The organism is Kitasatospora sp. McL0602 (assembly GCF_052076145.1).
Classification (GTDB): Bacteria; Actinomycetota; Actinomycetes; order Streptomycetales; family Streptomycetaceae; genus Kitasatospora.
The window spans coordinates 3,363,374-3,389,266 of sequence record NZ_CP197246.1 but is presented as its reverse complement, the minus strand read 5'-3'; the positions used below and the strand labels follow the sequence as shown (position 1 = coordinate 3,389,266).

General features: G+C 72.7%; 20 protein-coding genes and 1 pseudogene. 9 read left to right on the top strand and 12 right to left on the bottom strand.

Annotated features, from left to right (window positions below; genetic code table 11):
• Positions 1-153 precede the first annotated feature (153 nt).
• The 8 genes and pseudogenes from ACR68M_RS15300 (at position 154) to ACR68M_RS15265 (ending at position 7,333) form a co-directional block, all read left to right on the top strand.
• Positions 154-957: a hypothetical protein gene (locus tag ACR68M_RS15300; RefSeq protein WP_441251046.1), complete on the top strand. Its 804-nt coding sequence runs from the start codon at positions 154-156 to the stop codon at positions 955-957.
• A gap of 40 nt (positions 958-997) precedes the next feature.
• The gene (locus ACR68M_RS15295; protein ID WP_441251045.1) at positions 998-1,765 is read left to right on the top strand and encodes a hypothetical protein; all 768 of its coding nucleotides are present in this window, start codon (positions 998-1,000) and stop codon (positions 1,763-1,765) included.
• Entirely contained in the window at positions 1,762-2,661 is a 900-nt protein-coding gene (locus tag ACR68M_RS15290) for a hypothetical protein (RefSeq protein WP_441251044.1), read from the top strand. Before ACR68M_RS15295 ends, ACR68M_RS15290 begins: the two co-directional genes overlap by 4 nt.
• A complete protein-coding gene (locus ACR68M_RS15285; RefSeq protein ID WP_441251043.1) occupies positions 2,658-3,623 on the top strand; it encodes a hypothetical protein in 966 nt (321 codons plus the stop codon). Before ACR68M_RS15290 ends, ACR68M_RS15285 begins: the two co-directional genes overlap by 4 nt.
• Positions 3,624-3,713: 90 nt before the next feature.
• The gene (locus ACR68M_RS15280) at positions 3,714-4,739 is read left to right on the top strand and encodes an ABC transporter ATP-binding protein (RefSeq protein WP_441251042.1); all 1,026 of its coding nucleotides are present in this window, start codon (positions 3,714-3,716) and stop codon (positions 4,737-4,739) included.
• On the top strand, positions 4,723-5,661 hold the full coding sequence (locus ACR68M_RS15275; protein WP_441251041.1) for an ABC transporter permease: 939 nt from the start codon (positions 4,723-4,725) through the stop codon (positions 5,659-5,661). Before ACR68M_RS15280 ends, ACR68M_RS15275 begins: the two co-directional genes overlap by 17 nt.
• 75 nt (positions 5,662-5,736) lie before the next feature.
• Positions 5,737-6,588 (top strand): annotated as a pseudogene (locus ACR68M_RS15270) (ABC transporter ATP-binding protein); the annotation flags it as partial.
• 28 nt (positions 6,589-6,616) lie between these two features.
• Positions 6,617-7,333, top strand: a complete 717-nt coding sequence (locus ACR68M_RS15265) for an ABC transporter permease (protein ID WP_441251040.1) — start codon at positions 6,617-6,619, stop codon at positions 7,331-7,333.
• 23 nt (positions 7,334-7,356) lie between these two features.
• Here ACR68M_RS15265 and ACR68M_RS15260 read toward each other — a convergent pair whose 3' ends face one another.
• The 7 genes from ACR68M_RS15260 to ACR68M_RS15230 all read right to left on the bottom strand — a co-directional run bounded on the left by ACR68M_RS15260 (position 7,357) and on the right by ACR68M_RS15230 (position 16,532).
• Entirely contained in the window at positions 7,357-8,331 is a 975-nt protein-coding gene (locus ACR68M_RS15260) for an NAD-dependent epimerase/dehydratase family protein (protein WP_441251039.1), read from the bottom strand.
• Between the two features lie 91 nt (positions 8,332-8,422).
• A complete protein-coding gene (locus ACR68M_RS15255) occupies positions 8,423-10,999 on the bottom strand; it encodes an ABC transporter permease (protein ID WP_441251038.1) in 2,577 nt (858 codons plus the stop codon).
• A 62-nt stretch (positions 11,000-11,061) separates the two neighbouring features.
• Positions 11,062-11,808 carry an ABC transporter ATP-binding protein gene (locus ACR68M_RS15250; protein ID WP_441251037.1) on the bottom strand — a complete coding sequence of 249 codons (747 nt, stop codon included), beginning with the start codon at positions 11,806-11,808 and terminating at the stop codon, positions 11,062-11,064.
• Positions 11,809-11,994: 186 nt separating this feature from the next.
• A complete protein-coding gene (locus ACR68M_RS15245; protein ID WP_441251036.1) occupies positions 11,995-12,690 on the bottom strand; it encodes a response regulator in 696 nt (231 codons plus the stop codon).
• Positions 12,687-14,399, bottom strand: coding sequence for a sensor histidine kinase (locus ACR68M_RS15240; RefSeq protein ID WP_441251035.1), 1,713 nt, complete (start codon positions 14,397-14,399; stop codon positions 12,687-12,689). Before ACR68M_RS15240 ends, ACR68M_RS15245 begins: the two co-directional genes overlap by 4 nt.
• Before the next feature lie 95 nt (positions 14,400-14,494).
• A complete protein-coding gene (locus tag ACR68M_RS15235; protein ID WP_441251034.1) occupies positions 14,495-15,724 on the bottom strand; it encodes an MFS transporter in 1,230 nt (409 codons plus the stop codon).
• Positions 15,725-15,806: 82 nt separating this feature from the next.
• Positions 15,807-16,532, bottom strand: coding sequence for a FadR/GntR family transcriptional regulator (locus ACR68M_RS15230; protein ID WP_441251033.1), 726 nt, complete (start codon positions 16,530-16,532; stop codon positions 15,807-15,809).
• Positions 16,533-16,850: 318 nt separating this feature from the next.
• On the opposite strand from ACR68M_RS15230, the gene ACR68M_RS15225 reads away from it, so the two are divergent.
• Positions 16,851-18,716 carry an LCP family protein gene (locus tag ACR68M_RS15225; protein WP_441251032.1) on the top strand — a complete coding sequence of 622 codons (1,866 nt, stop codon included), beginning with the start codon at positions 16,851-16,853 and terminating at the stop codon, positions 18,714-18,716.
• A 68-nt stretch (positions 18,717-18,784) separates the two neighbouring features.
• On the opposite strand, the gene ACR68M_RS15220 is transcribed toward ACR68M_RS15225, so the two are convergent.
• The 5 genes from ACR68M_RS15220 to ACR68M_RS15200 all read right to left on the bottom strand — a co-directional run bounded on the left by ACR68M_RS15220 (position 18,785) and on the right by ACR68M_RS15200 (position 25,887).
• Complete coding sequence (locus ACR68M_RS15220; protein WP_441251031.1) at positions 18,785-19,624, bottom strand: HAD family hydrolase; 840 nt, start codon at positions 19,622-19,624, stop codon at positions 18,785-18,787.
• Between the two features lie 59 nt (positions 19,625-19,683).
• Positions 19,684-20,958 carry a serine--tRNA ligase gene (gene serS, locus ACR68M_RS15215; protein WP_441251030.1) on the bottom strand — a complete coding sequence of 425 codons (1,275 nt, stop codon included), beginning with the start codon at positions 20,956-20,958 and terminating at the stop codon, positions 19,684-19,686.
• A gap of 712 nt (positions 20,959-21,670) precedes the next feature.
• Positions 21,671-22,606 carry a prephenate dehydratase gene (gene pheA, locus ACR68M_RS15210; protein WP_441251029.1) on the bottom strand — a complete coding sequence of 312 codons (936 nt, stop codon included), beginning with the start codon at positions 22,604-22,606 and terminating at the stop codon, positions 21,671-21,673.
• 99 nt (positions 22,607-22,705) lie between these two features.
• Positions 22,706-23,914 (bottom strand): iron uptake transporter deferrochelatase/peroxidase subunit, encoded by a 1,209-nt coding sequence (gene efeB, locus ACR68M_RS15205; protein WP_441251028.1) that lies wholly within the window; start codon positions 23,912-23,914, stop codon positions 22,706-22,708.
• The gene (locus tag ACR68M_RS15200; protein ID WP_441251027.1) at positions 23,911-25,887 is read right to left on the bottom strand and encodes a FixH family protein; all 1,977 of its coding nucleotides are present in this window, start codon (positions 25,885-25,887) and stop codon (positions 23,911-23,913) included. Before ACR68M_RS15200 ends, efeB begins: the two co-directional genes overlap by 4 nt.
• Between the last annotated feature and the right edge of the window lie 6 nt (positions 25,888-25,893).

Sequence of the window (25,893 nt, the reverse complement as noted above, 5' to 3'; positions counted from 1 at the left end):
GGGGGCCGGTGCTGGGGCCGGGCAGTCACGGTTCGATCACGGGGTGTCCCATTTGGTGGGGCATTGGGCGGAGTGCCGGAGATAAGCCTGTTGGTGGGCGGGCCGGGCGGCTCTCATAATCGCCACACGATCTTTCTGCCCTGGGGGAGCTTCTTGTCCGCGCTCGAACCTGAGCCGTCTGTCGTCGCACGCAGGCAGCCGCGCGCGCTGACCATCGCGCTCACCACTCTCGGCCTGCTGGCGGTGACGGCGACCAGTGCTGCCGTGACCGTCGCGGTCGGTCGGCCAGACAACTCGTCGGGCGCCCGTGGACGGGTCGTCGCTGCGGCTCCTGCTCCGCACAACAGCCCCTCTCCGTCGCCGAGTTCGAGCCCGTCGCCGCTACCCGTGCCGTCCGAGACCTCGGCGCCTGCGGCGCCCGTGCCCGCGCCGAGCAGCACCGTGCACGGCACGGTCGACGGCAGCACGCACGGTGGGGACATCCGGTACTTCCTGATTCCGATGCCCGCCGGCGCGGAGTCGTACGGCTCGGCCGACGGCACCAGCCTGAGCACCAAGGAGGTGGCGGCGGAGTTCAACAACGCCGACGAGATGAGCTCCGTGCTCGACTCCTACGGCTACCAGGGCGACGCGGCCACCCGCCACTACCGCACGCTCGACGGCCAACAGGAGGTATCGACAAGGCTGTTGCGCTTCAAGTCGCGGCAGATGGCGAAGGAGTTCGCCAAGGGCATGTCCTTCAAGAGTGGCGACACCTTCGACGTCGACGGTGACAGCGACGCCCAGGGCGTGCTGCTCAAGCCCGAACAGCAGGCCTGGACGGGCGAGATGATCGGCGTCAGCTATGTCGGCGACATCGAGTACGAGGTCACCGTGATGGTGAAGGGCACGCCCGACAAGGCGCTGCTGGTGGATGCGATGAAGCGTCAGCGTGATCGGCTGGCCGCCGGTGGCTGAGAACCCTGAGAGTGAGCAAGTTCCTTTGGTGGAACCGTACTTGACCGACGAGAGGGCAGAGGGGAAGGAGGCGGAGGAGGGGGCTGAGCCGGTGGAGGGTGCCCCGTCGACGGGTGGCCGCCGCCGCACCGCCCGGCTGCTGGTCGCCGCGCTGCTGCTCGGCCCGGTGCTCGGCGCCGGGGTCGGGTACACCGTTCAGGCCACCAGGCGGCCCACCCCGCTGCCACCGCTCCAGGTGAGCATGCCGACCTACCCCGACTCGGTGCTCGACGCGAAGGCCGCGGCCGAGGCCGCGCCCAAGCCGCTCGGCATCGACGGCGATCTGCGCAAGCTGCTGATCGCCAAGCCCGCCGACGCCGGGAGCTGGGACAACTACGGGCGTGGCGACATGTCCGGGTGGATCAGCCCGGGGGAGAAGGCCATGACGTACGGCAAGGCCGACCGTGAGTTCACCAGCCTGCTGGCGGACGGCTTCCGTCGCGACGCGATCGTCGCCTGGGAGAAGAACGACGTGAAGTACCGGATCGAGCTGATCCAGTACGCCTCGGACCACACGGCCGACGCCATCAGCTCGGTCAACGCGCTGTCCGAGGCCGACGCCCACCCGTTGGACGGCACGTCCACCGGGTACTACACCGCACCCGCGACGCAGATGACGTACGCGGAGAGCACCGAGCAGTACTACTACGGCCGTGCGGTGGCCCGCCGGGGCGACGTCGTGATGCGGATCAGCCTGTTCTCTCCGGGCCAGGTCAACGCCGACGAGCTGCAGGACCTCGCCAAGCGTCAGTGGGAGCGACTGGCATGACCGACACCGAGAAGCTCGACCAGGACCAGGACCAGGACCAGGACCAGGACCAGGACCAGGCGCAAGAGCAAGAGCAAGAGCAAGAGCAAGAGCAAGAGCAAGAGCAGGACCAGGCGCCGGAGCAGGGGCCGCGCCGCGCCGGGCTCGCCGTCCGGGTGGGTGCGGCTGTCGTCGTCGCCGCTCTGCTGGGCGTGGGCATCGGGGTCGGCATCCTGAAGGTGAAGTACCCGGACGGGGCTGCCGTGGCGGCCCCGGCGCCCACCGGAGTGCCCAGCGCCGGGGCCGGGGCCGGGGCCGGGGCCTCGGCTTCGCCGAGCCCGGCCTTCGGGGCGAAGTCGAACGGTACGCACTTCGGCTCGATGCGCGACCTGCTGGCGCCGATGCCCGGGGGCTTCAGCCTCGGCCCGGATTCGGGTGCCTATGGCAACGACACCGAACTGACGGACGAGCAGCGCAAGACCTGGGTCGAGGACACCGTGCTCGGTCTGCCCCAGAAGTTGCAGGATGCCGTCCGCCAGAAGTGGCAGGACCAGCCGCTCAAGGGCGCCGGGGTGCGCAGCTACCGTGCCGCCCAGGACAACCTGGTCGTGACGATGTGGCTGTTGCAGTACCACCAGGACGCGGTGAAGGCCGACAACGCCTGGGTCGAGGCGCTGGGTTCGGACTCGGGCCTGTTCCGTACCGGCCCGGACGTCCCCGGGCATGCCGAGGCACACTGCTACCTGCCGTACGCGGCGCCGGGCGACGCGATCGACAGCCTGGTCTGCTCGGCGGCCGAGGGCGATCTCCGGGTGGAGATGCAGGTGGAGGGCATCGCGCCACTGCCCAAGAGCCAGGCCGTCACCCTCTTCACCCAGCAGCTCGACCGGCTGGCCCGCCCAGGAGCGTCCGCATGACCGATCACGTAGACCACGAAGACCAGACAGACGTGACGCATACGGACGTGACGCACGCCGACGTGACCCCGGCGGACGTGACCCCGGCGGACGTGACCCAGCCGGACGTGCTCGACGCCGGTGAGCCCCGGCGGCCGCGTTCGGACGGGCTGCTGCGCTGGGGCGCGGCGGCGCTGGTGCTGCTGCTCACGGGCGCAGCCGCCGCCGTGGCCGTGACCCTCCCGGAGCGGGCCGACCTGCCGGGGTTGGGGACACCGAACGACGGCCGGTACAGCTTCGCGCCGTTGGTGCTGCCGCCGCTGCCGTCGGGCAAGCCACGGCCGGACTCGGTCGCCGACCGTGCCCACCACTTCGCGGATCTGCGCGGGCTGCTGCTCCCGGCCCCGAAGGGCGCGACGTCTGTCGTCCCGGCAGTGAGCCCCGCCGTGAGCCCGACCGCTACCGCTACCGCTACCGCGACCCCGACCGGGTCCGGTACGCCCACGGCCACTCCCTCGGCGACGCCGCCGGGTACCGGCACGGTCTGGGCCCGCTGCACCGACTACGCCGCGCGCGACCTCCACCCGGCGACGTACACCAGGCTGCTCACCGAGAACGCCTGCCGGTCGGCCGCCCGGCGCAGTTGGACGGGCCCGGACGGCACCCGTACCGAGCTCTGGCTGCTGGGCTTCGGCTCGGGGCCGGAGGCGGACACCTTCTACCGCGAGATGGTCAGCGACGACCCGCTCGAACTGCCGCATCTCGCCTCGACGGATCTGGACCTCGGGCCGGGCGTCCACCTGCCGGAGGCGAAGTTCCGGGCCACCGAGAAGACTGCGGGGGCGAAGAAGAACGCGGTCGGGCGGGTGGCGTACCTGAGCCAGGGGGACGTGCTCGCGGCGGTCGTGATGACCAATCCGAAGGGCGTACCGGTGCAGGCGTTCGCGCAGGTGACGCTGTTGCAGGGGGATCTGCTCCGGTAGCCACCGGCCGACCCCTAGGGGTAGCCGGTGCAGGTGTCATCCCGGAGAACCATTGGTGCTCGTCATCCCAGCGCATGTACCGCTGAGCTGATGGGCACTAGGTTGGGTCACGTGTCCACTGTCATCAAGACGGACGGCCTCACCAAGAGGTTCCCCCGGGTCACCGCCCTCGATCAGCTCACCGTAGAGGTGCAGCCCGGGGTCGTCGGCCTGGTCGGTGCGAACGGCGCGGGCAAGTCCACACTCATCAAGATTCTGCTCGGTCTGGCTCCGGCCACCTCCGGCACCGGTCAGGTCCTCGGCCTGGACATCGCCACCGAGGGCCCGGCCATCCGCGAGCGGGTCGGCTACATGCCCGAGCACGACTGCCTGCCGCCGGACGTGTCGGCGACGGAGTTCGTCGTCCACATGGCGCGGATGTCCGGCCTGCCGGCCGCCGCCGCCCGCGAACGGACGGCCGACACGCTGCGGCACGTCGGCCTGTACGAGGAGCGCTACCGCCCGATGGGCGGGTACTCCACCGGCATGAAGCAGCGCGTCAAGCTCGCCCAGGCGCTGGTCCACGACCCGCAGTTGGTGCTGCTCGACGAGCCGACCAACGGCCTCGACCCGGTCGGCCGCGACGACATGCTCGCGCTGATCCGCCGCGTCCACACCGACTTCGGCATCTCGGTGCTGGTCACCACGCACCTGCTCGGCGAGCTGGAGCGCACCTGCGACCACCTGGTGGTGATCGACGGCGGCCGCCTGCTGCGGTCCTCCTCCACCGCCTCCTTCACCGAGGCCACCCAGTTGCTCGCCGTCGAGGTCACCGACCACCCCGACGACCACACCCTCGACGTCGAGGGCGTGCTGCGGAGCCGGCTCACCGCCGCCGGGCTCAGCGTGCAGCCGGACGGCTCCCGGGTGCTGCTGGTCGAGATCGGCGGCGACGAGACGTACGACACCGTCCGGGACGCCGTCGCCGAGCTGGGCGTCGGCCTGGTGCGGCTGGAGCAGCGCCGTCACCGCGTCGCCGAGATCTTCACCGCCGACGCCCGCCCCGAGGCGGCCACCCCCGAGATGACCGCCGCCCACACGACGACAGGGGGTGCCGCAGATGTCGCTGCCTCCTGAGACCACGCCGGCCACCGCGCCCGCAGCTGCCACCGTGCCCGCAGCCGCCGACACCGGCGTGATCCACAACATCGGCTACCGCGCCTACCAGGGCCCGCGCCTCGGCCGCTCGTACGCCACCCGCTCGCTCTTCACCCAGAGCCTGCGGGCCGCGTACGGCCTCGGCCGCTCGGGCAAGTCCAAGGTGGTGCCGATGCTGATGCTGGCGCTGCCGGTGCTCGTCGCCACCATGATCGTGGTGATCGCCGTCCTGCAGACCGCCGACGAGCTGGCAGTCGACTACCCGGACTTCCTGAACACCGTCAGGCTGCTGGTGGCGATCTTCGTCGCCGCGCAGGCGCCCGTGCTGCTCTCGCGCGATCTGCGGTACAACACCATGCCGCTCTACTTCTCCCGCCCGATCACCCGGGCCGACTACGTCCGGGCGAAGTTCGCGGCGATGGTCAGCGCCATGATGATCGTCATGGCGACGCCGCTGCTGGTGCTCTACATCGGCTCGCTGCTGGGCGGGCAGAGCTTCGGCCACAACACCGGCCACTTCCTGATCGGGCTGGCCGCCGCCCTGCTCTACGCGCTGGTCTACTCCGCGATCGGCCTGCTGATCGCGGCGAGCACCCCGCGCCGGGGCTTCGGCATCGCCGCGATCATGGGCGTGCTGGTGGTCAGCAACATCCTGGCGAGCATCGTCTACGGCCTGAGCGGCGGCCTGCACGGTGACACTCCGGAGTCCGCGAACTGGGCGGCCATGCTCTCGCCGGGCATGCTGATCGACGGCTTCGTCAAGCAGGTCTTCGGCCTGGCCACCGACTCCCGCGCGGTGCACGCTCCGGGCGCGCTCGGCGTGGTGGTCTTCGCCGTCGAGATGATCGTCATCGTCGGGGCCTCGTACTGGGCCGTCGACCGTCGCTACCGGAAGATCTGAGGAGCCGTCATGGCAGCGATCACCATCGACAAGGTCTCCCGCTGGTTCGGCAACGTCGTCGCCGTCAACGACATCTCGATGACCATCGGCCCCGGTGTCACCGGCCTGCTCGGGCCGAACGGCGCGGGCAAGTCGACCCTCATCCACATGATGAGCGGCTTCCTCGCCCCCTCGGCGGGCTCCGTCACCCTCGACGGGGCGCCGATCTGGCGCAACCAGGAGGTCTACCGCAGCATCGGGCTCGTCCCCGAACGGGAGTCGATGTACGACTACCTGACGGGCTGGGAGTTCGTGCTCGCCAACGCCGAGCTGCACGGCCTGGCCGACCCGGGGGCGGCGGCCAAGCGGGCGCTCGCCCTGGTCGAGATGGAGTACGCCCAGGAGCGCCGGGCCGGCACCTACTCCAAGGGCATGAAGCAGCGCGTCAAGATGGCCTCGGCGCTCGTCCACGACCCGGCCGTGCTGCTGCTCGACGAGCCCTTCAACGGGATGGACCCGCGCCAGCGGCTCCAGCTCATGGAGCTGCTGCGGCAGTTCGGCGCGGACGGCCGCACGGTGCTGTTCTCCTCGCACATCCTGGAGGAGGTCGAGCAGCTCGCCCGGCACATCGAGGTGGTCGTCGCGGGCCGGCACGCCGCCTCCGGCGACTTCCGCAAGATCCGCCGCCTGATGACCGACCGCCCGCACCGCTACCTCGTCCGCTCCAGCGACGACCGCCGGCTCGCCGCCGCGCTGATCGCCGACGGCTCGACGGCCGGTATCGAGCTGGACGGCCAGGAGCGGGCGCTGCGCATCCAGGCGATCAACTTCCAGGGCTTCACCACCCTGCTGCCGAAGGTCGCCAAGGAGGCGGGCATCCGGCTCTACACCGTCTCCCCGGCCGACGAGTCCCTGGAGAGCGTCTTCTCCTACCTCGTCGCCTCCTGACCGACTCCCCCTCGAAGGGCCCAGAACCGTGAACCTGACCGTCGCCAGGCTGACCGTACGCGGCCTGCTGGGGCGCCGCCGCGGCATCCTGCTGCTGGTCGTCCCCGCGCTGCTGCTGGTGATCTCCGTCATCGGGCGGAGCTCCGGCAGCGACAAGCACGACCTTGCCGTCACCATCCTCGGAGAGCTCTCCCTCGGCACCCTGGTGCCGATCCTCGGGCTGATCGTCGGGACGGGCGTGATCGCCACCGAGATCGACGACGGCTCGATCGTCTACCTGCTGGCCAAGCCGCTGCCCCGCTGGAAGATCATCACGACCAAGCTCGCCATCGCGGTCGTCACCACCTGGGCCTTCGCCGCCGTCCCGACCCTGCTGGCCGGGCTCATCCTGTACGGCACCCAGGACGGCCTCGCCGTCGGCTTCGCCCTCGGCACGGTCGTCGCCGGGGCGGCGTACAGCGCGGTCTTCCTGCTGCTCGGTGTCGTCACCCGGCACGCGGTGGTCGCGGGCCTCGGTTACGCGCTGGTCTGGGAGAGCCTGGTCGGCAACTACGTCCAGGGTGCCAAGACCCTCAGCGTCCAGCAGTGGGGCCTGTCGGTCGCCAAGGCCGTCGCCGCCGACGGTGCCATCCCCGCCCACGTCAGCCTTGCGGCGGCGGTCCCCCTGCTCGTCGTCGTCACCGTCGCGGCCACGGCCTTCGCCTCCGTCAAGCTGGCCGGTCTGACGCTCGCCTCCGACGAGTAGGGGGCAAGGGCGTACGCGCCTCGCTAGCCGAGCAGGGCGGCCTCCACCGCCGGGTCCAGCCCGACCACCGGGCGGTCGGGCCGCTGGGGGGCGACGCCGCCGATCGACTGGAGCCACTTCCAGGTGTCGGCGACGGTCTCCGTGAGCGGGCGGCAGTGCAGGCCCGCCGCGAACGCCTTCGAGACGTCGGTGCTGTAGAGGAAGTCGTGGAACTCGCCCGGCGGCGCCCAGATCGGCAGCTGCGTCCAGGGCGAGACCCCGGCGGCGGTGATCAGCTCGGGTGCCGTCCAGCGCAGCTCCGCGTCCGAGCCGGTCGCGGCCAGGCAGGCTTCGAGCAGCTCCCGCATGGTGCCGTGGCCCGACCTGCCGGCCAGGTTGTACGCACCGCCGAGCCCGGCCACGGCGGCGTCCAGCGTCCACCCGGCGAGATCCCGGACGTCCACGTACTGGAGCGTGAGCTCCGCCGGGCCCGGTGCCAGCACCGGGCCGCCGCGGGCGATCCGGTTGAGCCACCAGGGCAGCCGCCCGATGTCCTCGCCGGGCCCCAGGATCAGGCCGGAGCGGACGAGCAGCGAGCGCTGCTCGCCGAAGGCGGCGACGGTCGCGAGCTCACCGCCGCTCTTGGCGGCGGCGTAGTCGACGTCGTCCCCCGCGTCCGGCGAGCTGTCGACGACCGCGCCGAGCTCGGCCGCCGCGTGGTCGACCGGCTCGGCGTACACCGAGCAGCTCGACACGTACACGTACCGCCCGGCCCGGTCGGCTAGGGCCGCCGCCGAGTCGCGCACGGCGCTCGGCCGGGCGCTCCAGGTGTCCACCACCAGATCCCACTCGCCCTGGGCGAGGGCGGCCAGGCCGTCGGGGGCCGTCCGGTCACCGTGCAGGACGGTGGCCCCCTCGGGCGTCTGCTTCGTACCTCGGTGAAGCACCGTCACCGACCAACCCCGGGCCACGGCATCCTCGACGACGGCGCGTCCGACGAAGCCTGTCCCTCCGAGCATCAGAAGTCGCATACCCCCAACTTCGCTCACCCGGACGGTAAATCACACCCCAGTAAGCCGACAGCGCAACCCGGGCGAGCCTGCGCCCGCGCTACTGCGCGCTGATCGCCAGCAGCATGTTCAGGCGGGCCGCCCGCCGGGCCGGCCAGACCGCAGCCAGCACCCCGATCGCCGGGCCGAGCAGCAGGAACAGCCCGAGCCGCGCCCAGGGCAGCACGATCTCGTACTGCGCGAGCGAGGACCTGGCGAGGCTCCCGCACGCCCAGGCGAGGAAGATCCCGGTGCCGATGCCCAGGGTCGCGCCGAACAGCGAGATCACCACGGACTCCAGGCGCACCATCTGCCGGACACCCCGGTGGTCGAGGCCGATCGCGCGCAGCAGCCCGATCTCCCTGGTCCGCTCGAAGACCGACATGGCCAGGGTGTTGACGACGCCGAACACCGCGATGACGACGGTCATGCCGAGCAGGCCGTACATCATGTCGAGCATCGCGTCGATCTGGCCGGACTGCGCCTTCGTCAACTGCTCCTGGTCCTGCACCTGGAGGAGCGGACTGTTGCCGAGGGCCTGGCGGATCTCGCGGTCGAGGCCGCTCGTGCTCCGGCCCGGCGCGGCCTTGACCAGAATGCTGTCGAGCCGCCCACCGTCCGCGTACGGCAGGACGTCGGCCATGGTGCCGATGACGCCGCCGACCGCACGGGTCTGCCGGTAGACGCCGACGACGGTCAGCTCCTTCCGGTCGCTGCGGGAGCCCAGCGTGCCCTGGAAGGTGTCGCCCTTCGACAGGCCGGTGTCCCCGGCCAGTTTGTCGGAGAGCGCGACCCTGCCGGGGCCGAGGTCCGCGAGCGAGCCGCTGCTGAACTTCAGGTCGGAGACGGCGGCGAGCCGCTGCGGCTCCGCGCCGGTGAGCGAGGCGAACTTGCCGCGCACACCAAGGTACGAGGCGGCGACGGGCGCCGACTCCGCGACGCCGGGGACTTCGGCGACCGCGGCGGCGAGGGCGGGGTCGATGCCGCCGGAGCCGGCGTTGGACACCTTGTAGTCCGCCGTCAGACCCGCCACGGCCGCCGCCCGGAGAGCGGCGTTCATGGAGCTGCCGGTCACGCTCAGGCCGGTGATCAGGGTGAGCCCGATCATCAGGGCGGAGGCGGTGGCGGCGGTCCGGCGCGGGTTGCGCAGCGCGTTCTCCCGGGCGAGCTTGCCGCTGACGCCGAACAGCCTGCTGGTGACCTCCCCAGCGAGCCGGATCAGCGGCCGGGACAGCAGCGGTGCGATCACGACCATGCCGGTCAGGGTGAGCAGTGAGCCGAGCCCGGCGGTCTTGAGGTTGTTGTCGGACCCGTTCTGCTGCGTGGAGACGTACAGCAGGCTGAGGATGCCGACGCCCGTGAGCAGCCCGCCGACGCTGCCCAGGCGCAGCATGCCGCGCCTGGCCGGCGGCTGGTCGACGCTGGTCAGAGCAGCTACCGGCGCGATCTTCGCGGCCTTCCGGGACGGCAGCCAGGCGGCGAGCACGGTGACGCCGACGCCGACCAGGAGGGACCGGACGAGCGCGTCCGGGGAGATCACCAGCGGGCCGTCCGGCAGGCCCGCGCCGCCCGCGTCGAGGATCGGCCTCATGGCGGCCGCGATGCCGATGCCGAGCGCGATCCCGGCCGCGGAGGCGCCGAGCCCGAGCAGCCCGGCCTCGACCAGGACCGCGCGCACGACCTGGCGGCGCGAGGCCCCCACGGCGCGCAGCAGCGCGGTCTCGCGGCTCCGCTGGGCGATCAGCATGGTGAAGGTGTTGGCGATGACGAAGGCGCCGACGAACAGCGCGATCGCGGCGAAGGCCAGCAGCATCCGGGTGAGGTCCTTGGTGCCCTCGGCGATCTGCTGCGCCTGCTCGTGCGCGAGCTGGGCCCCGCTGGTGACCGTGATGCCCTCGGTGGGCAGCAGCGCGCGGATCGTGTTGGTGAGCTGCTGGTCGTCGGTGCCGGGGGCGGAGCCGACGGTCAGCTCGTCGAACCGGCCTGCCTGGAGGAAGAGTTGCTGCGCGGTGCCGGTGCCGAAGAGGGCGAGGCTGCCGCCTGCGGTGACGCGCGGGTCGTCGGTGTCGACGGTGCCGACCAGCGTCTTGGTGAGGGTGGGGCCCTGGGTGGCGAAGCGGACGGTGTCGCCGAGGTGGTAGCCGGCCTTCTCGGCGGTCCGGCGGTCCAGGGCGATCTCCCCGGCGGCGGTGGGGCCGCGTCCGGCGCTGATCGGGAAGCGGCTGTCCCGGTCGGTGGCGGGGGTGTCCGGTGAGTAGTTGAGCGCCAGGTTCTGCCAGCTGTTGTCGGCGTTCAGCGGTCGGCCGTCCTTGGCGGCCAGCGTGGCGGTGCCGTTGACGACGGCGTGCACGGACGTGACGCCGGGCACGGCCCGGACCCTGTCGGCGAGTTCGCCGGTGAGCGCGGTGGACCGGGCGTCGGCCATGGGCCTGCTGTCGGAGGTCCGGGCGGACTCGGCCTGTACGGAGACGGCGACGTCCTTGAGGTTCCTGGCGGAGGCGCCGCGAAGGGCCTCGGTGACGGTGTCGCCGAAGACCAGCGTGCCGGAGACGAAGGCGACGCCGAGCGTGATCGCGAGGGCGGTCATGACCAGTCGGGCTCGGTGCGCGAAGACGTTGCGCAGGGCTGTACGCAGCATGGTGGTGGTCCCAGTTCTGGGGGTGCGTGGCGGAAGTCCGGGCGGGAGAGCGGCAGTTGGCGTCAGCTCGTCCGGGCCCTGCTGTCGAACTGCCGCATCCGGTCGAGGACGCCCTCGGCGGTCGGCGCGACCAGTTCGTCGGTGAGCCTGCCGTCGGCGAGGAAGACCACGCGGTCGGCGTAGGCGGCGGCCGCCGGGTCGTGGGTGACCATCACGACCGTCCGGCCCCACTCCCGTACGGAGTCCCGCAGGAAGCCCAGGACCTCGGAGCCGGAGCGGGAGTCCAGGTTGCCGGTCGGCTCGTCCGCGAAGATGATCTCCGGCCGGGAGGCGAGGGCGCGGGCTACGGCGACCCGCTGCTGCTGGCCGCCGGACAGCTGGGCGGGGCGGTGGCTCAGCCGCTCGGAGAGGCCGACGGTCGCCACGACCGTGTCCAGCCACTGCTGGTCCGGCCGACGGCCCGCGATGGCCAGCGGCAGCGTGATGTTCTCCAGCGCCGTCAGGGTGGGGAGCAGGTTGAACGCCTGGAAGACGAAACCGACGCTGTCCCGACGCAGTCGGGTGAGCTGACGGTCGTTCAGGCCGGACAGTTCGGTGTCGCCGATCTGCGCGGAGCCCGAGGAGACCGAGTCGAGACCCGCCATGCAGTGCAGCAGGGTCGACTTGCCGGAGCCGGACGGCCCCATGATCGCGGTGAACCGGCCGCGTCCGAACTCCAGCGAGACCGAGTCCAGGGCGACGACCTGGGTCTCGCCGTGGCCGTAGACCTTGCACAGCTCGGTGGCGCGGGCGGCAGCCTGCATCGACATGTCAGCTCCGGAGTTACGGGGAAGAGGTGTGTGACTACCTCTCATCCTCGAAGCGCCGCAGCACTGAACCGTCGGCCGCAGGGCGTGAATGAGGCGTCCGTCGAAGGGCTGGGCCGGGGGCGCGCGTACTCCTCGGGGCGGACGGCCGGCTCTGCCCTGCGGCAGAGACGCTGTGCGGGGCTGCGCTCAGGACAGCAGCCCCGTCCGGTACGCCAGGAGCGCCGCCTGGACGCGGCTGTCCGCGCCCGTCTTCACCAGGACGGCACTGACGTGGGTCTTCACCGTGCCCACGCCGATGCCCAGTTGACGGCCGATCTCCGCGTTGGCCAGGCCCTGGCCCAGCAGTACGAGGACGTCGCGCTCCCGGCCGGTGAGCGCCGCCAGCCGCTCTTCGGGGCCAGGTCGGGACGCCGCCTCCGGCTTGCCGGCGCCGCCGTCGAGCATGCGATCGATGACGGTGCGGGTGACTCCGGGCGAGAGGACGGCATCGCCCCCAGCAGCGGCCCGGACGGCGCTGATCAGCTCCTGCGGGCCCTCGTCCTTGAGTAGGAAGCCGGTCGCGCCGGACCGCAGCGCGCGCGTCACGTTCTTCTCGTCGCCGAAGGTGGTGAGCATGACGACCTGCGGCCGGGGGTGGAGGGCGACGAGCCGCTCGATCGTGGCGAGCCCGTCGAGCACCGGCATCCGGATGTCGATCAGGGCCACGTCGGGACGGGTCTCGGCGGCGATCCGCACGGCCTCCTCGCCGTTCGCCGCCTCGCCGACCACCTCGATACCCCCGGCATGACGCAGGATCAGCCGGACGCCGTGCCGGATCAGCTCCTCGTCGTCGGCGAGCAGGACCCGGATCGGGCGGTGGTCGGAGGTGGGGGACTCGGTCACGGGGACTCCCAAGGCGGCGTCTGCGACACCACCGGTACGGTGAAGTGGTCGATCGTGGTCAGGGTGTCGCCACGGAAGCAGTACCGGGCGATCGCGAGGCTGGTTCCCTCGCCGGGGCCCTCGGCCGGAGCCCTCGTGTACAGGCAGCTCGTCACGGACGCCGGGCGGGCCGGCTCCCGGCCCGTCGCCGCCGCGCGCACGGCTGTGTCGTCCCCGTACACGGCCTCGACCACCTGCTCGCGGGACATCCCGACCCTGGGCTGCTCGCGAGGGCGGGAGTCGGGCTCGGGGAACGCCTGGGTGACCAGGAAGATGCCGCACAGCATCAGCACGCCCATGCCCACGAGGCCGAGGAACCCGCTGAGCCCGCGCACGACCCGGCGTTGGAAACCGGCGGGTGGGTGGTCGGCGTCCGGGTGGTCGGGGTGCAGGTGGTCGGGGTGCAGGTGGTGCGGCTCGGACGGTGCTTCACGCGGCGGGGCGTCTGCGGCGGCGAGGCTCGCTCCCGGGTCCGGCTGGGCCGGGAGCCGTGCCGCCAGGGCGAAGCCGCCGGCCGGCATCGGGCCCGCCTCCAGGGTGCCGCCGAGCAGTGCCACCCGCTCCCGCAGCCCGACGAGACCGCGCCCCGAGCCCAGCCCGGTCGCCGCCTCGGGGGCCACCGGCGGCGGCCCGTTGCGTACGAGCACCTCGACACGGTGGTCGGTGTGCGTGACCGTCACGGTGACCGGGGCTCCGGCGGCGTACCGGTGCACGTTGGTCAGCGCTTCGCGCACCACCCGGTGCACCGCGCGCCGGACCTGGGCCGGGCGGTCGTTCAGGTCGGGGCCGTCCCAGCTGAGCTCGACGGGTATGCCGCCGCTGCGCGACTCCTCGGCCAGCGCCTCGACGTCCGGCCGGGTGCCGGTCGTGTCGGTCAGCGCGTCCGTCCCGGTGTCCCGCCCCAGCGGGCCCAGGACGCCGAGCACCTCGCGCAGCTCCCGCATCGCGTCCGCAGCGGCCCGGCGTACCAAGGCCGCCTCGTCACGCAGTTCGGGCGACTGCTTCCGCAGGGCCATCTCCAGGCCGCCCGCATGCAGCGAGACCAGGCTGAGCCGGTGGCCGACCAGGTCGTGCATCTCGGCGGCGATCCGGGACCGTTCATGGATCCGGGATTCGCTGTCCGCGAGCCGGCGGGCCGCCTCGGCGGCGGCGGCCCGCTCCCGGAGCGCCCACAGCAGCCGGTCCTCCTGCCCGCCCGAGCTGCCGAGCAGCCCCGGCACCATCAGCGTGGTCGCGGCGAGCACGGCGCCGAGCGCGAGCCCGAACGGGTGGCCGCCGAGCCCGGTGGCCGGGGCGGAGAAGGCGCAGGTCAGCGTCGCCAGCACGGTCGAGGCGAGCAGCACGGTGCCCCGGCGCCGGGGGACGGGCAGGTGCTTGGCCGTGGTGTACGCGGTCACGGCGGCCGGCAGCCCGGCAGCGGGCAGCAGCCCCACGAGCACGGAGATGCCCAGCAGGCTCGTCGTGGGGAAGCGGCGGCGGACGGCGAGCAGCGCGAGCACGACGGCACCGAGGAGGAACTGGATCTCGGCGGACGGGCCCCGGCCCCGCAGGATCTCCTGGGTGAGGAGCATCAGCCACGCGCCGCCGGTCACCTCCGCGAGCGCGCGCCACAGCCCCCGGCTCTTGCTGCCGGGGGCTGTGAACGGATTACGGGAGGTGAGGGGGGCCACCGGCCAATTGTCGGGGGCGGTGGTGCCGGTCCGGATGCGACCTGGGGATGAGCGCCGCTCTGTCGAAAGCCGGAGGCGTCGGGTTCTACCGGGCTCTACAGGGTGCGGTTGCGCCCCGCGCCCCAGCCGGCCAGCGCGGCGACGGCGGAGAGCGCCAGCATCAGCAGCAGCGTCACGCTCCAGCCGCCCGTCAGCTGGTGCAGCGCACCGGCCCCGACCGGCCCGGCCGCCGCGACGAGGTAGCCGACGGCCTGGGACATGCCGCCGAGCTGGGCGGCGCCCGCCGCACTGCCGGTCCGCAGCACGATGAAGGCCAGCGCCAGGCCGAGCGAGCCGCCCTGGGCGACACCGAGCACGGCGGCGTTGATCCAGGCCCCGGAGACCGGGGCGAGCAGCAGGCCGGTGATGCCGGCGGCGTTCAGGGCGGCCATGGTGACCGCCAGGCCGCGCTGACGGGTCATCCGGCCGGCCGCCAGCGGGACGAGGAAGGCGCCCGCGACCTGGGCGAGGTTGCTGAAGGCGAAGACCAGACCGGCCTTGCCACGGTCCATGCCGTGGTCCGCCAGGATCGTCGGCATCCAGGCGACCATGATGTAGACCAGCAGCGACGAGATGCCCATGAAGAGGCTGATCTGCCAGGCCACCTTCGAGCGCCAGATGCCCTCGACGGGCCGGCCGACCGGCGCGGCGGCGACGGCGGCCTGCTCCTGCCGGGAGCGCAGCACCTGCGGCAGCCAGGCGAGGGCGGCGATCAAGGCGAGCAGCGACCACGCGCCGAGGGAGGCCTGCCACCCGCCGCCGAGCACCTTCTCCAGCGGTACGGAGACCCCGGCGGCGAGCGTCGCGCCGACCAGCATGGTGGTCGAGTAGACGCCCGTCATGGTCGCGGCCTTCGCCGGGAACTCGCGCTTGACCAGGCCCGGCATCGAGACGTTCAGGACGGCGATCGCGACGCCGATCACCATGCACCCCGCATACAGCGCGGCGACCGACGGCAGGACGCGCAGCAGCACGCCCGCGCCGAGCAGCAGCACCGCGCCGAGCACCACCCGCTCGGTGCCGAAGCGCCGCGTCAGCCGGGGGGTGAGCGGTGCGCCGAGGCCCTGGAAGAGCACCGGGATGGTGGTGATCAGGCCGCTCGCGGCGGTGGAGAGCCCGAAGGTCCGCTGGACCTCGACGACCATCGGGGAGATCGCGGCCAGGCAGGCGCGCATGTTGAGTGCGACCAGCAGGATGCCGACGAGCAGCAGGGCGGGGTGCGCGAGCCTCGTGCGGGTACGGACGACTGGGGTGACGACCGGCTGCTGGGCACGGGTGACCGTCATGGTGTGGTTCGCTCCGGGCGGTTCTGTACGGAAAAGGAAAGGCGGACGGACGGGACGCGGGCTGCGCCTTACGGGCTGCGCGTTACTTCCGGGCCGCGATGGTCGCGAGCAGCTGCTCCACGGCGGCCGTCGGCTCCGCGAGCAGCTCGCGACAGGCCGCCTCGGCCCGGTCGGGGTCGCCGCTCTCGATCGCGTCGACCAGTGCCTCGTGGGTGGCGACGACGACCTCGGGCATCTCGTGGTCGCCGAAGGCCGTCCGCATCGACTCTCGGACGGAGGCGCCGAAGTACCGGTAGATCTCGGCCAGCGCCGGGTTGTGGGCCGCGTCGACGACGGCGGTGTGGAACTCGAGGTCGTGCTCGACGGTGGCCTCGCGCCCCGCCCGGTCGGGCTGGCTGGCGATGATCTCGGCCTCGCGGGCCAGCGCGGCCCGCATCCGGGCGATGTCCTCGGGGGTGTGCCGCAGCGCGGCCAGCCTGGCTGCCTCGGCCTCCAGCGCGGCCCGGACCTCCAGCACGTCCCGGACGCCCGAGCGCTGCACCCCGCGCAGGACGGCCGCCGGGTCGCTGGTGCTCCGTACGAAGGTGCCCTCGCCCTGCCGGGTGACCAGCATCCCCGCGTGCACCAGCACCCGGACCGCCTCGCGCACGGTGTTCCGCCCGACCTGGAGCCGCTCGGCGAGCTCGTGCTCGGTCGGGATCTTCCCCCCGACCGGCCAGGCGCCCGCGCTGAGCTGCTCGCGCAGCTGCTCGATCGCGGCGTCGACCAGGGAGCGCCGTCCGGGAGCCTGAAGGCCTTCGTTGCTCACTGGCTTCTCCCTCCCGGTCGGTCTCTGTGCATCAGTGCTTGTCCGGTCATCCTACAACCACTTGCCCGGTCATCCTACAACCGGGGCCCTGGGCTCCCTCCCCAGCGTCACCCCGGCCCGGCCCGCGTCAACCCGGAACACGTGGTCACGGCGGGGTCCCGAATCGTTGGAGGATGGTGCAATCGGGAGCCCAGGCCGTGACTCTGCAATGTTGCCTTTATATGCTCCGCAGAAGCTCTACGCGTCTGTACGAGAAGGCGGCGTGCCCCAGCGGGCAGCGTGGGCTGTCGTTCATGCCGGCTGGTGAAGGGTGTACGCATGTCAGGCCAGAGGACGGGGTCGTCCGGTCACGACGCCGAATGGTGGCGCGACGACGCCCCGTACCGTGGTGACGCGCCGCAGCGTGACGATGCCCCGTACGGCCCCCCGTACGAGTCCTCCTACGCCAACGTGCCGCGCCAGGGCGCGCCGCGTTTCGCGGAGGGGCCCCGCCCCGGGGGCCGGGCCGAGGCCCGGCGGGCCCAGGCACAGGGCCAGCAGGGCCAGCAGGGCCAGCAGAACCAGAACGGCGGGCGGCCGCCGCAGGGCGGCGGGCCGGAGAGCGGTGGCCGGGCGGCTGCGCGGGCGGCGGCCAGCGAGCGGGTGAAGAAGAACCGCAAGAAGGCCGTGGTCTGGACGACCGTCGGTGTGCTCTCCCTGGTCGGTGCCGCGGGCGGAGCGGTCTACTGGAAGCTGAACGGCAACATCAGCACCTTCGGCCAGGACGGCGTCAGCGCCGAGCGCCCGGCCGCCGCCGCGCCCGACGCCAACGGGCACACCCCCATCAACATCCTGCTGATCGGCTCCGACTCGCGCGGTGGTGCCAACAAGGACCTCGGCGGCGGCCAGGACGGCGGGGCGCGCTCGGACACCACGATCCTGCTGCACGTCTACGCCGACCACAAGCACGCCGTCGGCGTCTCCTTCCCCCGCGACGCGCTGGTCACCATCCCCAAGTGCAAGCTGCCGAACGGGAAGTGGACCCCCGAGCAGACCAACACCATGTTCAACTCGGCGTTCTCGGTCGGCGACACCGACCAGGGCAACCCGGCCTGCACGCAGAACACCGTCGAGAAGCTCACCAACCTGCGGGTCGATCACACGATGGTGGTCAACTTCCAGGGCTTCGCCTCGATGACGGCGGCCATCGGCGGCGTCAACGTCTGCCTGCCGAACGCCATCTACGAGGGCGATCTCAACCCCAACCTCGGGCACAAGGGCCAGCAGATCTTCGCCAAGGGCGAGCAGACCGTCTCCGGCCAGCAGGCGCTGGACTACGTGCGACTGCGGCACGGCGTCGGCGACGGCTCGGACATCGGCCGGATGAAGCGTCAGCAGGCCTTCATGTCCGCGCTGATCAAGGACGTCAAGAGCAAGGGCATGAGCCCGACCACGCTCCTGCCGCTGGCCGACGCGGCGACCAAGTCGCTGGTGGTCGACGAGGGCCTCGGCAGCGCGGCCAAGCTGATCAGCTTCGCGATGTCGATGAAGGACATCGACCTGCACAACATCAAGTTCATCACCACGCCGTGGCGTTACGACGGCCCCCGGGTGGCCCTGGTCAAGTCGGACACCGAGGCGCTGTTCGGCGCCCTCCGGGCTGACCGGACGCTCGACGGCGAGGACGCCAGCGGCGGCAGCGAGAGCCCCTCGCCGTCCTCGGGCGGCTCCTCGGCGCCCGCCGCGCCGTCCGCCCCGGCCACCCCCTCGGAGGTGGCGAAGGCGGCGGACCCGGGCACGGTCAAGGGTGCGGGCATCCGGGTCGGCGTCTACAACGGCACCACCACGGCCGGGCTGACCAGCAAGGCCGCCGCCTCGCTCAAGGCCTCGAAGTTCACCGTCAGCACCATCGGCAACGCCTCGACCCAGAACCACGCCACCACGGTCGTCCAGTACGGCCCCGGCGAGAAGTCCGCCGCCCAGACCGTCGCCGCGCTCTTCCCCGGCGCGACCCTGGAGTCGAGCAGTCACGCCGGCATCAGCCTCGTCCTGGGCAAGGACTACGCGGCGGACAACGGCGGCAGTGGCGCCGGCGGCGGCTCGAACTCCTCCGCGTCGGCCGTCCCGACGGCCCTCCCGAGCAGCGTCAGCGCGGCAGCCCGCTCGGCGGACGACGACCCCTGCGCGAACGTCTCGTACGGGTAGAGCGGCGTAGTCCAGGTAGGCCCGGTCGGGGTGCCCGACCGGGCACACGTCAGTCTCAGCCGCAGGCCTCAGCCGAAGAGACGCTCGAGCACCACCGCGACGCCGTCCTCGTCGTTGGAGAGGGTGACCTCGTCCGCGACGGCGAGCAGGGCGGGGTGGGCGTTGGCCATGGCGACGCCGTGGGCGGCCCAGCCGAACATCGGGACGTCGTTGGGCATGTCGCCGAAGGCGATGGTGCGGGCGGCCTTGACGCCGAGGCGGTGGGCGGCGACCGCGAGGCCGGTGGCCTTGGTGAGCCCGAGCGGGAGCAGCTCGACGACGCCGGGCCCGGCCATGATGACGCCGACCAGGTCGCCGGCGACCTGCTGGGCGACGGTGGCGAGGGCGTCGTCGTCGAGGGTGGGGTGCTGGATGTAGAGCTTGCTGAGCGGCCTGCTGAGCAGTTCGGAGCTGTCGACCCGGACGAGCGGCAGCTCGGAGCCGATCTGGAGCTCGTAGCCGGGCCCGGCGAACACCGCGCCGTCGAGGCCGTCCTCGTTGGCGGCGACGGCTAGCGGGCCGGTCTCGGCCTCGATCTTGCCGAGGGCCAGGGCGGCGAGCCGGCGGTCCAGGGTGACGGAGGTGAGCAGCTGGTGCGCCCCGGCGTCGTAGACCTGGGCGCCCTGGCCGCAGACGGCGAGCCCGGTGTAGCCGATCTGGTCGAAGACCGGGCGGGCCCAGGTCGCGGAGCGCCCGGTGACGATGATGTGCAGGGCCCCGGCCGCCTCGGCGGCGGCGAGGGCGGCCCGGTTGCGCGGTGAGACCGTCTCGGCGGTGTTGAGCAGGGTGCCGTCCAGGTCGGTGGCGACCAGCCCGTAGGGCAGGTCGCCACCGGGGGAGACGTCGGTTCGGTGGCTGGTGTTGCTCATGTGCCGTACGTCTCCCGGGAGTTGCTGGACGGTGCCGACAGGGTCGGCGGGCGGGGCCGCTACTTGACGGGCTCCAGGATGGTGCGGCCGCCGAGGAAGGGCCGCAGGGCCTCGGGCACGACGACCGAGCCGTCGGCCTGCTGGTGGTTCTCCAGGATGGCCACGATGACGCGCGGGACGGCGACGAGCGTGCCGTTGAGCGTCGCGAGGGGCCGGACGCCCTTCTCGTCGCGCATCCGGATGGAGAGCCGGCGGGACTGGTACTCGGTGCAGTTCGAGGTGGAGGTGACCTCGCGGTACTTGCCCTGGGTCGGGATCCAGGCCTCGATGTCGAACTTGCGGGCGGCCGAGGAGCCGAGGTCGCCGGAGGCGAGGTCGATCACCCGGTACGGGAGTTCGAGCGCGGTGAGGAAGTCCTTCTCCCACTGGAGCAGGCGGCGGTGCTCCGCCTCGGCCTCCTCGGGCGTGGTGAAGACGAACATCTCCACCTTCTCGAACTGGTGCACCCGGATGATGCCCCGGGTGTCCTTGCCGTAGGTGCCCGCCTCGCGGCGGAAGCACGAGGAGTACCCGGCGTAGCGCAGCGGGAGCTTCTCGGCGTCGATGATCTCGTCCATGTGGTACGCGGCGAGGGGGACCTCGCTGGTGCCGACGAGGTAGCGGTCCTCTTCTTCGAGGTAGTAGACGTTCTCCGCCGCCTGGCCGAGGAAGCCGGTGCCGTCCATGGCGGCCGGGCGGACCAGGGCGGGGGTGATCATCGGGGTGAAGCCGGCGGCGGTCGCCTGGGTGATCGCCATGTTGACCAGGGCGAGCTCCAGCAGCGCGCCGACGCCGGTCAGGTAGTAGGAGCGGGAGCCGGCGACCTTGGCGCCGCGCTCGGTGTCGATGGCGCCGAGGATCTGGCCCAGCTCGACGTGGTCCTTGGGCTCGAAGCCCTCGGCCGCGAAGTCGCGCGGGGTGCCGATCTCCTCCAGCGTGAGGAAGTCCTCCTCGCCGCCGATCGGGGCTGCCGGGTCGATCAGGTTGGCGAGCGAGCGGAGCAGCCGGTCGGCCTCCTCCTTGGCCTCGCCCTGCGCGGCGTCGGCGGCCTTCACCTCGGCGGCCAGCTCGGAGGCGCGGCGCAGCAGCGCGGCCTTCTCGTCGCCCTGGGCGCTGCGGATCTGGTTGCCGAGCGTCTTCTGCTCGTTGCGCAGCTCGTCGAAGCGACTGCCCGACGACCGGCGCCGTTCGTCGGCGGAGAGAAGGGCGTCGACGAGGTCGACGTCCTCACCACGGGCGCGCTGCGAGGCGCGCACTCGGTCGGGGTCCTCACGGAGCAGGCGAAGGTCAATCACGGGGCCCAGCCTACCGGGGCGGGGGCCCGGTACCGGAACCGGTTTCCCGGGTGGGAGTGCGGCGCGCCGCTCGTACCTTATGTCGCTTTCTGTCCCGCTATCTGCGATCCTGTCCGCCGTCCTGGCCGGGGTCGCAGGTCGGCGGGGTGCGGACGGGCGGATCTCCGTTGTGGATAACCCGGCTCAGCCTGTGGATAACTGCTGTGGGAAACGGCTCTGCGGGGCGCTGTCCACAGGAAGTCGGCGGCGGCTGTGGATCGAAGGAATGTGAGGGGCTTGCCGCCCGACTGCGAAGGAATTGAGGTTTAAAACCTTGATACACCTTCTCAGGTGAGGGAATTCCTCCACTCGCACGGGTGAAATAGCGGATCAAGGGTGACTCTGGTCCGATTGGCCCACTCTGCGGCGCTAGCTGATGATCTGACCGGTTCTCCCAGTGGATATGCCGGTTTGTCGACTCATCCCCAACCCTGTGGATAACTGTGGATAACTTTCCGTCCCCACCGCCTGTGGACGGACCGTCCGGCCTGTGGACGAAGGGCCCGCCCACCGAGCGTCCCTCGAGCATCCCCCGAACGCCGCCGGGGAGTCCGCCCCGGGCGGGTGGCTGCACCGCCCGGGTGAACTCCCCGGAGTGTCGAAAAACGACCGAGGTGATCCAATTGCGATCCCGGGATGGTCAGGATTCGCTCAGGAATCGATCATAAACCGCTCAGAGTTCTCCGCGGCCGTCGAGGCAGCGGGAGAGCCAGTCCGCCGCCGCGCTGAAGTCCGCGTCCGAGGTGCCGGGGCGGCGCGCCGAGCCGGCGCCCTCGTCGGCGCGGGGGTACGAACCGAGGAAGCGCACCTGCGGGCAGATCCGCTTCAGGCCCATCAGGGCCTCGCTGACCCGGCGTTCGCTGAGGTGGCCCTCGCAGTCGATCAGGAAGCAGTAGTTGCCGATGCCCTCGCCGGTCGGGCGCGACTCGATCCGCATCAGGTTGATCCCGCGTACCGCGAACTCCTGGAGCAGCTCCAGCAGCGCGCCCGGGTGGTCGTCCGGCAGCCAGACCACCATCGAGGTCTTGTCCGCGCCGGTCGGCGACGACACCCGGCCGGGGCGGCCGACCAGCACGAACCGGGTGGTCGCGTTCTCGGCGTCGTGGATGTCGCTGACCAGCGGCTCCAGGCCGTACAGCGGGGCGGCGAACTCACCGGCGAAGGCGCCGTCGAAGCGGCCCTCCTGCACCAGCCGGGCGCCGTCCGCGTTCGAGGCGGCCGACTCCCACCGGGCGTCGGGGAGGTTGGCCGCGATCCAGCGGCGCACCTGCGGCTGGGCGACGGGGTGGCTGGTGACGGTCTTGATGTCCGCCATCGCCGTGCCCGGCCGCACCAGCAGCGCGAAGGCGATCGGCAGCAGCACCTCGCGGTAGATCATCAGCGGCGTGCCGGTCGCCAGCTCGTCGCTGGTCGCCGTGACGGCCCCCTCGACCGAGTTCTCCACCGGCACGAACGCCCCGCTGGCCTCCCCGGCCCGGACGGCGTCCAGCACCGCCGGCACCGAGGCCATCGGCACCAGCTCCCTGGTCGCCGCCTCGGGCAGCGTCCGCAGCGCGGCCTCCGTGAAGGTGCCCGCAGGCCCTAGATAGGTGTAGCGGGTGGCCGACATGCCGCCTCCGTCGCGAAAGGTGTGCTGACCTCGTCAGCCTAGTCAGTGCGGTTGCCCCGGCGCGGGGCCTTCCACCAGGTGATCCTGAACCCCCTGCCTCTACGGACCCTCTAGCAACGCCTGCCCCACGTACCCGCCCGGCACCGCGCCCGGCGGCACCGCGTACAGCCCGCTCGCCTCGTGCCGCAGGAAGCGCGAGAGGCTGTCGCCGCGCGCCAGCCGCCGCTGCACCGGCACGAAGCCGCGCGCCGGGTCGGCCTGGAAGGCGAGGAAGAGCAGCCCGGCGTCCGGGGTGCCGTCCGCCCGCAGGCCGTCGTGGAAGGAGAAGCCCCGGCGCAGCATCGCGGCGCCGCCGTTCGCGGCGGGGGCGGCGATCCGGATGTGCGCGTCGGCGGGGATGGCGAGGGTGCCGTCCGGGTGCTGGGCGGTCAGGTCGGCGGGGGTGCGCTCGCTGCCGCCGGAGAGCGGGGCGCCGTCGGCCTTGCGGCGGCCGATCACCCGCTCCTGGCGGTCCACCGGGAGGTTCTCCCAGTTGTCCAGCAGCATCCGGATCCGCCGGAACACCAGGTACGAGCCGCCGGTGAGCCAGCCCGGCCCGTCGGCGAAGACCTTCGCGGTGAAGTCCGGGGCGTCCGGCTGCGGGTTGTTGGTGCCGTCGACCTGGCCCATCAGGTTGCGGGCCGTCATCGGGTGGGCGGTGGCGCCTGGCGTCCGGCTGAAGCCGCCGGTCTGCCAGCGCGGCACGGCCAGCCCGGTCGCCTGCTGCTGGAGCACCCGCAGGGCGTGGAAGGTGACGAGGGCGTCGTCCGCGCCGATCTGCACGAACAGGTCGCCGTCGCCGCGCGCCGGGTCGAGGGCGTCCTCGGGGAAGGCGGGCAGCGGGGCCAGCGCGGGCGGCCGCTGGGCCGTCAGCCCGGCCTTGTCGAAGAGGGTGGCGCCGAAGCCGAAGGTGACGGTCAGCGAGCAGGGCCCGGCGTCCGCCGCGATCTGGTTCTCGTGCGTCTCGGCGGTCTCGCCGCGCTGCAGCCGCTCGGCCGTCGCCGACCAGCGCTGCAGCAGCTGCCGCAGGCCCGCCCGCCCGGCGCCCGGCGCCAGGTCGAAGGCGGCCAGCTGCACCCGGGCCTGCTGCGGCTGGAGGATGCCTGGCTGGTGGGCGCCGTGGAAGGGCACCGCCGCCGGGCCGAGCCGGGGCGCGGCCGGGCCGGGGGCGGCCAGCGCGTGCCCGCCCGCGACGCCGCCGGCCGCGCCCACGGCCAGCCCGGCGGCCACGCCGCCGAGCACCGCACGCCTCGAAGGTGTGTCCGTCATCCGACGGTCACCGGCTTCACCACGGTCGCCTGGTCGAAGTCGGAGGAGCGGATGACCACCGAGACCACCCACTGGCCCGCCAGCGGCAACTGCGCGGTGCCGCTCCAGTGCCCGGTGCCGGACGGCTGGAGGGTCACCGGCAGCGGCCCGAGATCCCGGTCGGGCAGCGTGAAGGCGAGCTGCACCTCGGGGACGGCGACGGGCTTGCCGCTCTCGTCCGCGACGGTCAGCTGCACCGCGTTCTGCCCGGTGGCGGCCGGGCCGAGGGCGACCGTCGCGGTGCCCTTCGAGCCGGGCGCCTTGCCGCCGGTGTCGTACGGGAGCTTCAGCTCGACGCTCTTGCCGGGGACGACCGGTGCGCCGGGCGCGGCCGGAGCCGCCGGTGCGGCGGGCGCGGTGGCGGCGATCGACTCGGCGACCCGGCCGGGCGGCGAGTTGGTGAGCATGGTGGTGACCACCAGCACCGCGACCGCGACCCCCGCCTCGACCAGCACCGCGCGCCGCAGCCCGGCGCGGGCCGGGGGGCCCTGCTGCGTACGGCGCTGCTGCGCGTCCGCGAGGGCCGCCCGCTGGCGGTCGAGCTGGGCCTGCCGTACGGGGTCGGCTGAAGCGGGGGTGGAGGCGGTGACCGGCTCCGGGGCCTCCTCGGCGGGTGCGATCTCCTCGGCGGGCGTGGGCTCCTCCGCCGGTTCGGTCCGCAGCCGGGCGAGCCAGCCACGGGAGAACCAGGCGACGCCGGTCATCGCGACCACCAGCCCGGTCTTGATCAGCAGCAGCCGGCCGTACTCGGTGTCGACCAGCGCGCTCCACGAGCCGAGCCCGCGCCAGGACTGGTAGACGCCGGTGACCACGAGCACCCCGACCGACGCGGCCGCCAGCTTGGAGAACAGGTCCACGGCGGCCGTCTCCAGGCCGTGCCGCAGCCCGATCAGCAGGGTGGCCAGGCCGCCGAGCCACAGCGCCATCGCCAGCAGGTGCAGGGCGCCCAGTGGCAGCGCCAGCCAGACCTGGATGCCGACCGAGGCGTGGTCGGCGCCGACCCAGGTCGCCGAGAGGGCGATCGCGAGCACCACGCCCGCGACGCCGAGCCCGAGCCGGGCGTCCCGCAGCGGGCGCTCGGCGGCGCGGCGCTCCAGCTGCCGCAGCTCGTCGTCCTCGCTGTCCTCGCCGTCGTCACCCGCCGCGGCGGCCTGCTGGCCGAGCTGCCCGACCAGCAGCGAGAGGAAGACGCCGCCAGCCGCGAGCAGCAGCAGCCGGGCCGAGAGCGCGGTGCCGATCCGCTCCTCCAGCGTGGTGCGGACGAGGCTCAGGTCGAGCGCCTGGCCGATGCCGCTGCCGCGCTCGTACGGGCCGCGCAGCAGCAGCACGGCGACGGTGGAGACCAGCAGCGCGACCCAGCCGGTCATCAGCAGCCGCTGCACCCGGGCGACGCCCGCGCCCTTCGGCCAGCAGATCAGCACGAAGGCGGCGGCCCCGGCGAGCAGCGCGAACGCCGCGTACGCGACGACCCGCCCGGTGCCGTACGCGAGGGCGACCAGGCCGTCGGCCTTGCCGCCCTGGACGGCGCTGGTGTCGACGGTGGTGCCGGAGGGCGCGCCGATGGAGAAGGTGAAGGCGCCGCCGACGGGGTGCGAGTCCTCCGAGACGGCCCGCCAGGCGACGGTGTAGGTGCCGTTCGCCAGGCCGCTGTTCAGCTGGACGCGGGCGGTGTCCGCCTTGCCGTCCGCGTGGCTCGGGTTGCCCGCGTCGACCGCCTTGCCGGTGGGCCCGAGGACCCGGACCGAATCCGGTGCGAGCGAGACGCCCTCGCTGAAGGTCAGCGTCACGGCGGCGGGCGCCGTGGGCACCACGGAGTTCTGCGCCGGGTCGGTGGAGACCAGCGTCGCGTGCGCGGCGGCGGGCCCGGCGCCGCCGAGCAGCATGATCAGCGCGGCGCCGAGGGCGGCGAGCAGACCCCCAAGCCTCTTCAGCATCTTGAG

Bases quoted from the DNA above. Each gene is read 5' to 3' on its own strand.
- ACR68M_RS15290 (WP_441251044.1), top strand. From the start codon at position 1,762: ATGACCGACACCGAGAAGCTCGACCAGGACCAGGACCAGGACCAGGAC.
- ACR68M_RS15285 (WP_441251043.1), top strand. From the start codon at position 2,658: ATGACCGATCACGTAGACCACGAAGACCAGACAGACGTGACGCATACG.
- ACR68M_RS15280 (WP_441251042.1), top strand. From the start codon at position 3,714: ATGGGCACTAGGTTGGGTCACGTGTCCACTGTCATCAAGACGGACGGC.
- ACR68M_RS15275 (WP_441251041.1), top strand. From the start codon at position 4,723: ATGTCGCTGCCTCCTGAGACCACGCCGGCCACCGCGCCCGCAGCTGCC.
- ACR68M_RS15260 (WP_441251039.1), bottom strand. From the start codon at position 8,331: ATGCTCGGAGGGACAGGCTTCGTCGGACGCGCCGTCGTCGAGGATGCC.
- ACR68M_RS15255 (WP_441251038.1), bottom strand. From the start codon at position 10,999: ATGCTGCGTACAGCCCTGCGCAACGTCTTCGCGCACCGAGCCCGACTG.
- ACR68M_RS15250 (WP_441251037.1), bottom strand. From the start codon at position 11,808: ATGTCGATGCAGGCTGCCGCCCGCGCCACCGAGCTGTGCAAGGTCTAC.
- ACR68M_RS15235 (WP_441251034.1), bottom strand. From the start codon at position 15,724: ATGACGGTCACCCGTGCCCAGCAGCCGGTCGTCACCCCAGTCGTCCGT.
- ACR68M_RS15225 (WP_441251032.1), top strand. From the start codon at position 16,851: ATGTCAGGCCAGAGGACGGGGTCGTCCGGTCACGACGCCGAATGGTGG.
- ACR68M_RS15220 (WP_441251031.1), bottom strand. From the start codon at position 19,624: ATGAGCAACACCAGCCACCGAACCGACGTCTCCCCCGGTGGCGACCTG.
- pheA (WP_441251029.1), bottom strand. From the start codon at position 22,606: ATGTCGGCCACCCGCTACACCTATCTAGGGCCTGCGGGCACCTTCACG.
- efeB (WP_441251028.1), bottom strand. From the start codon at position 23,914: ATGACGGACACACCTTCGAGGCGTGCGGTGCTCGGCGGCGTGGCCGCC.
- ACR68M_RS15200 (WP_441251027.1), bottom strand. From the start codon at position 25,887: ATGCTGAAGAGGCTTGGGGGTCTGCTCGCCGCCCTCGGCGCCGCGCTG.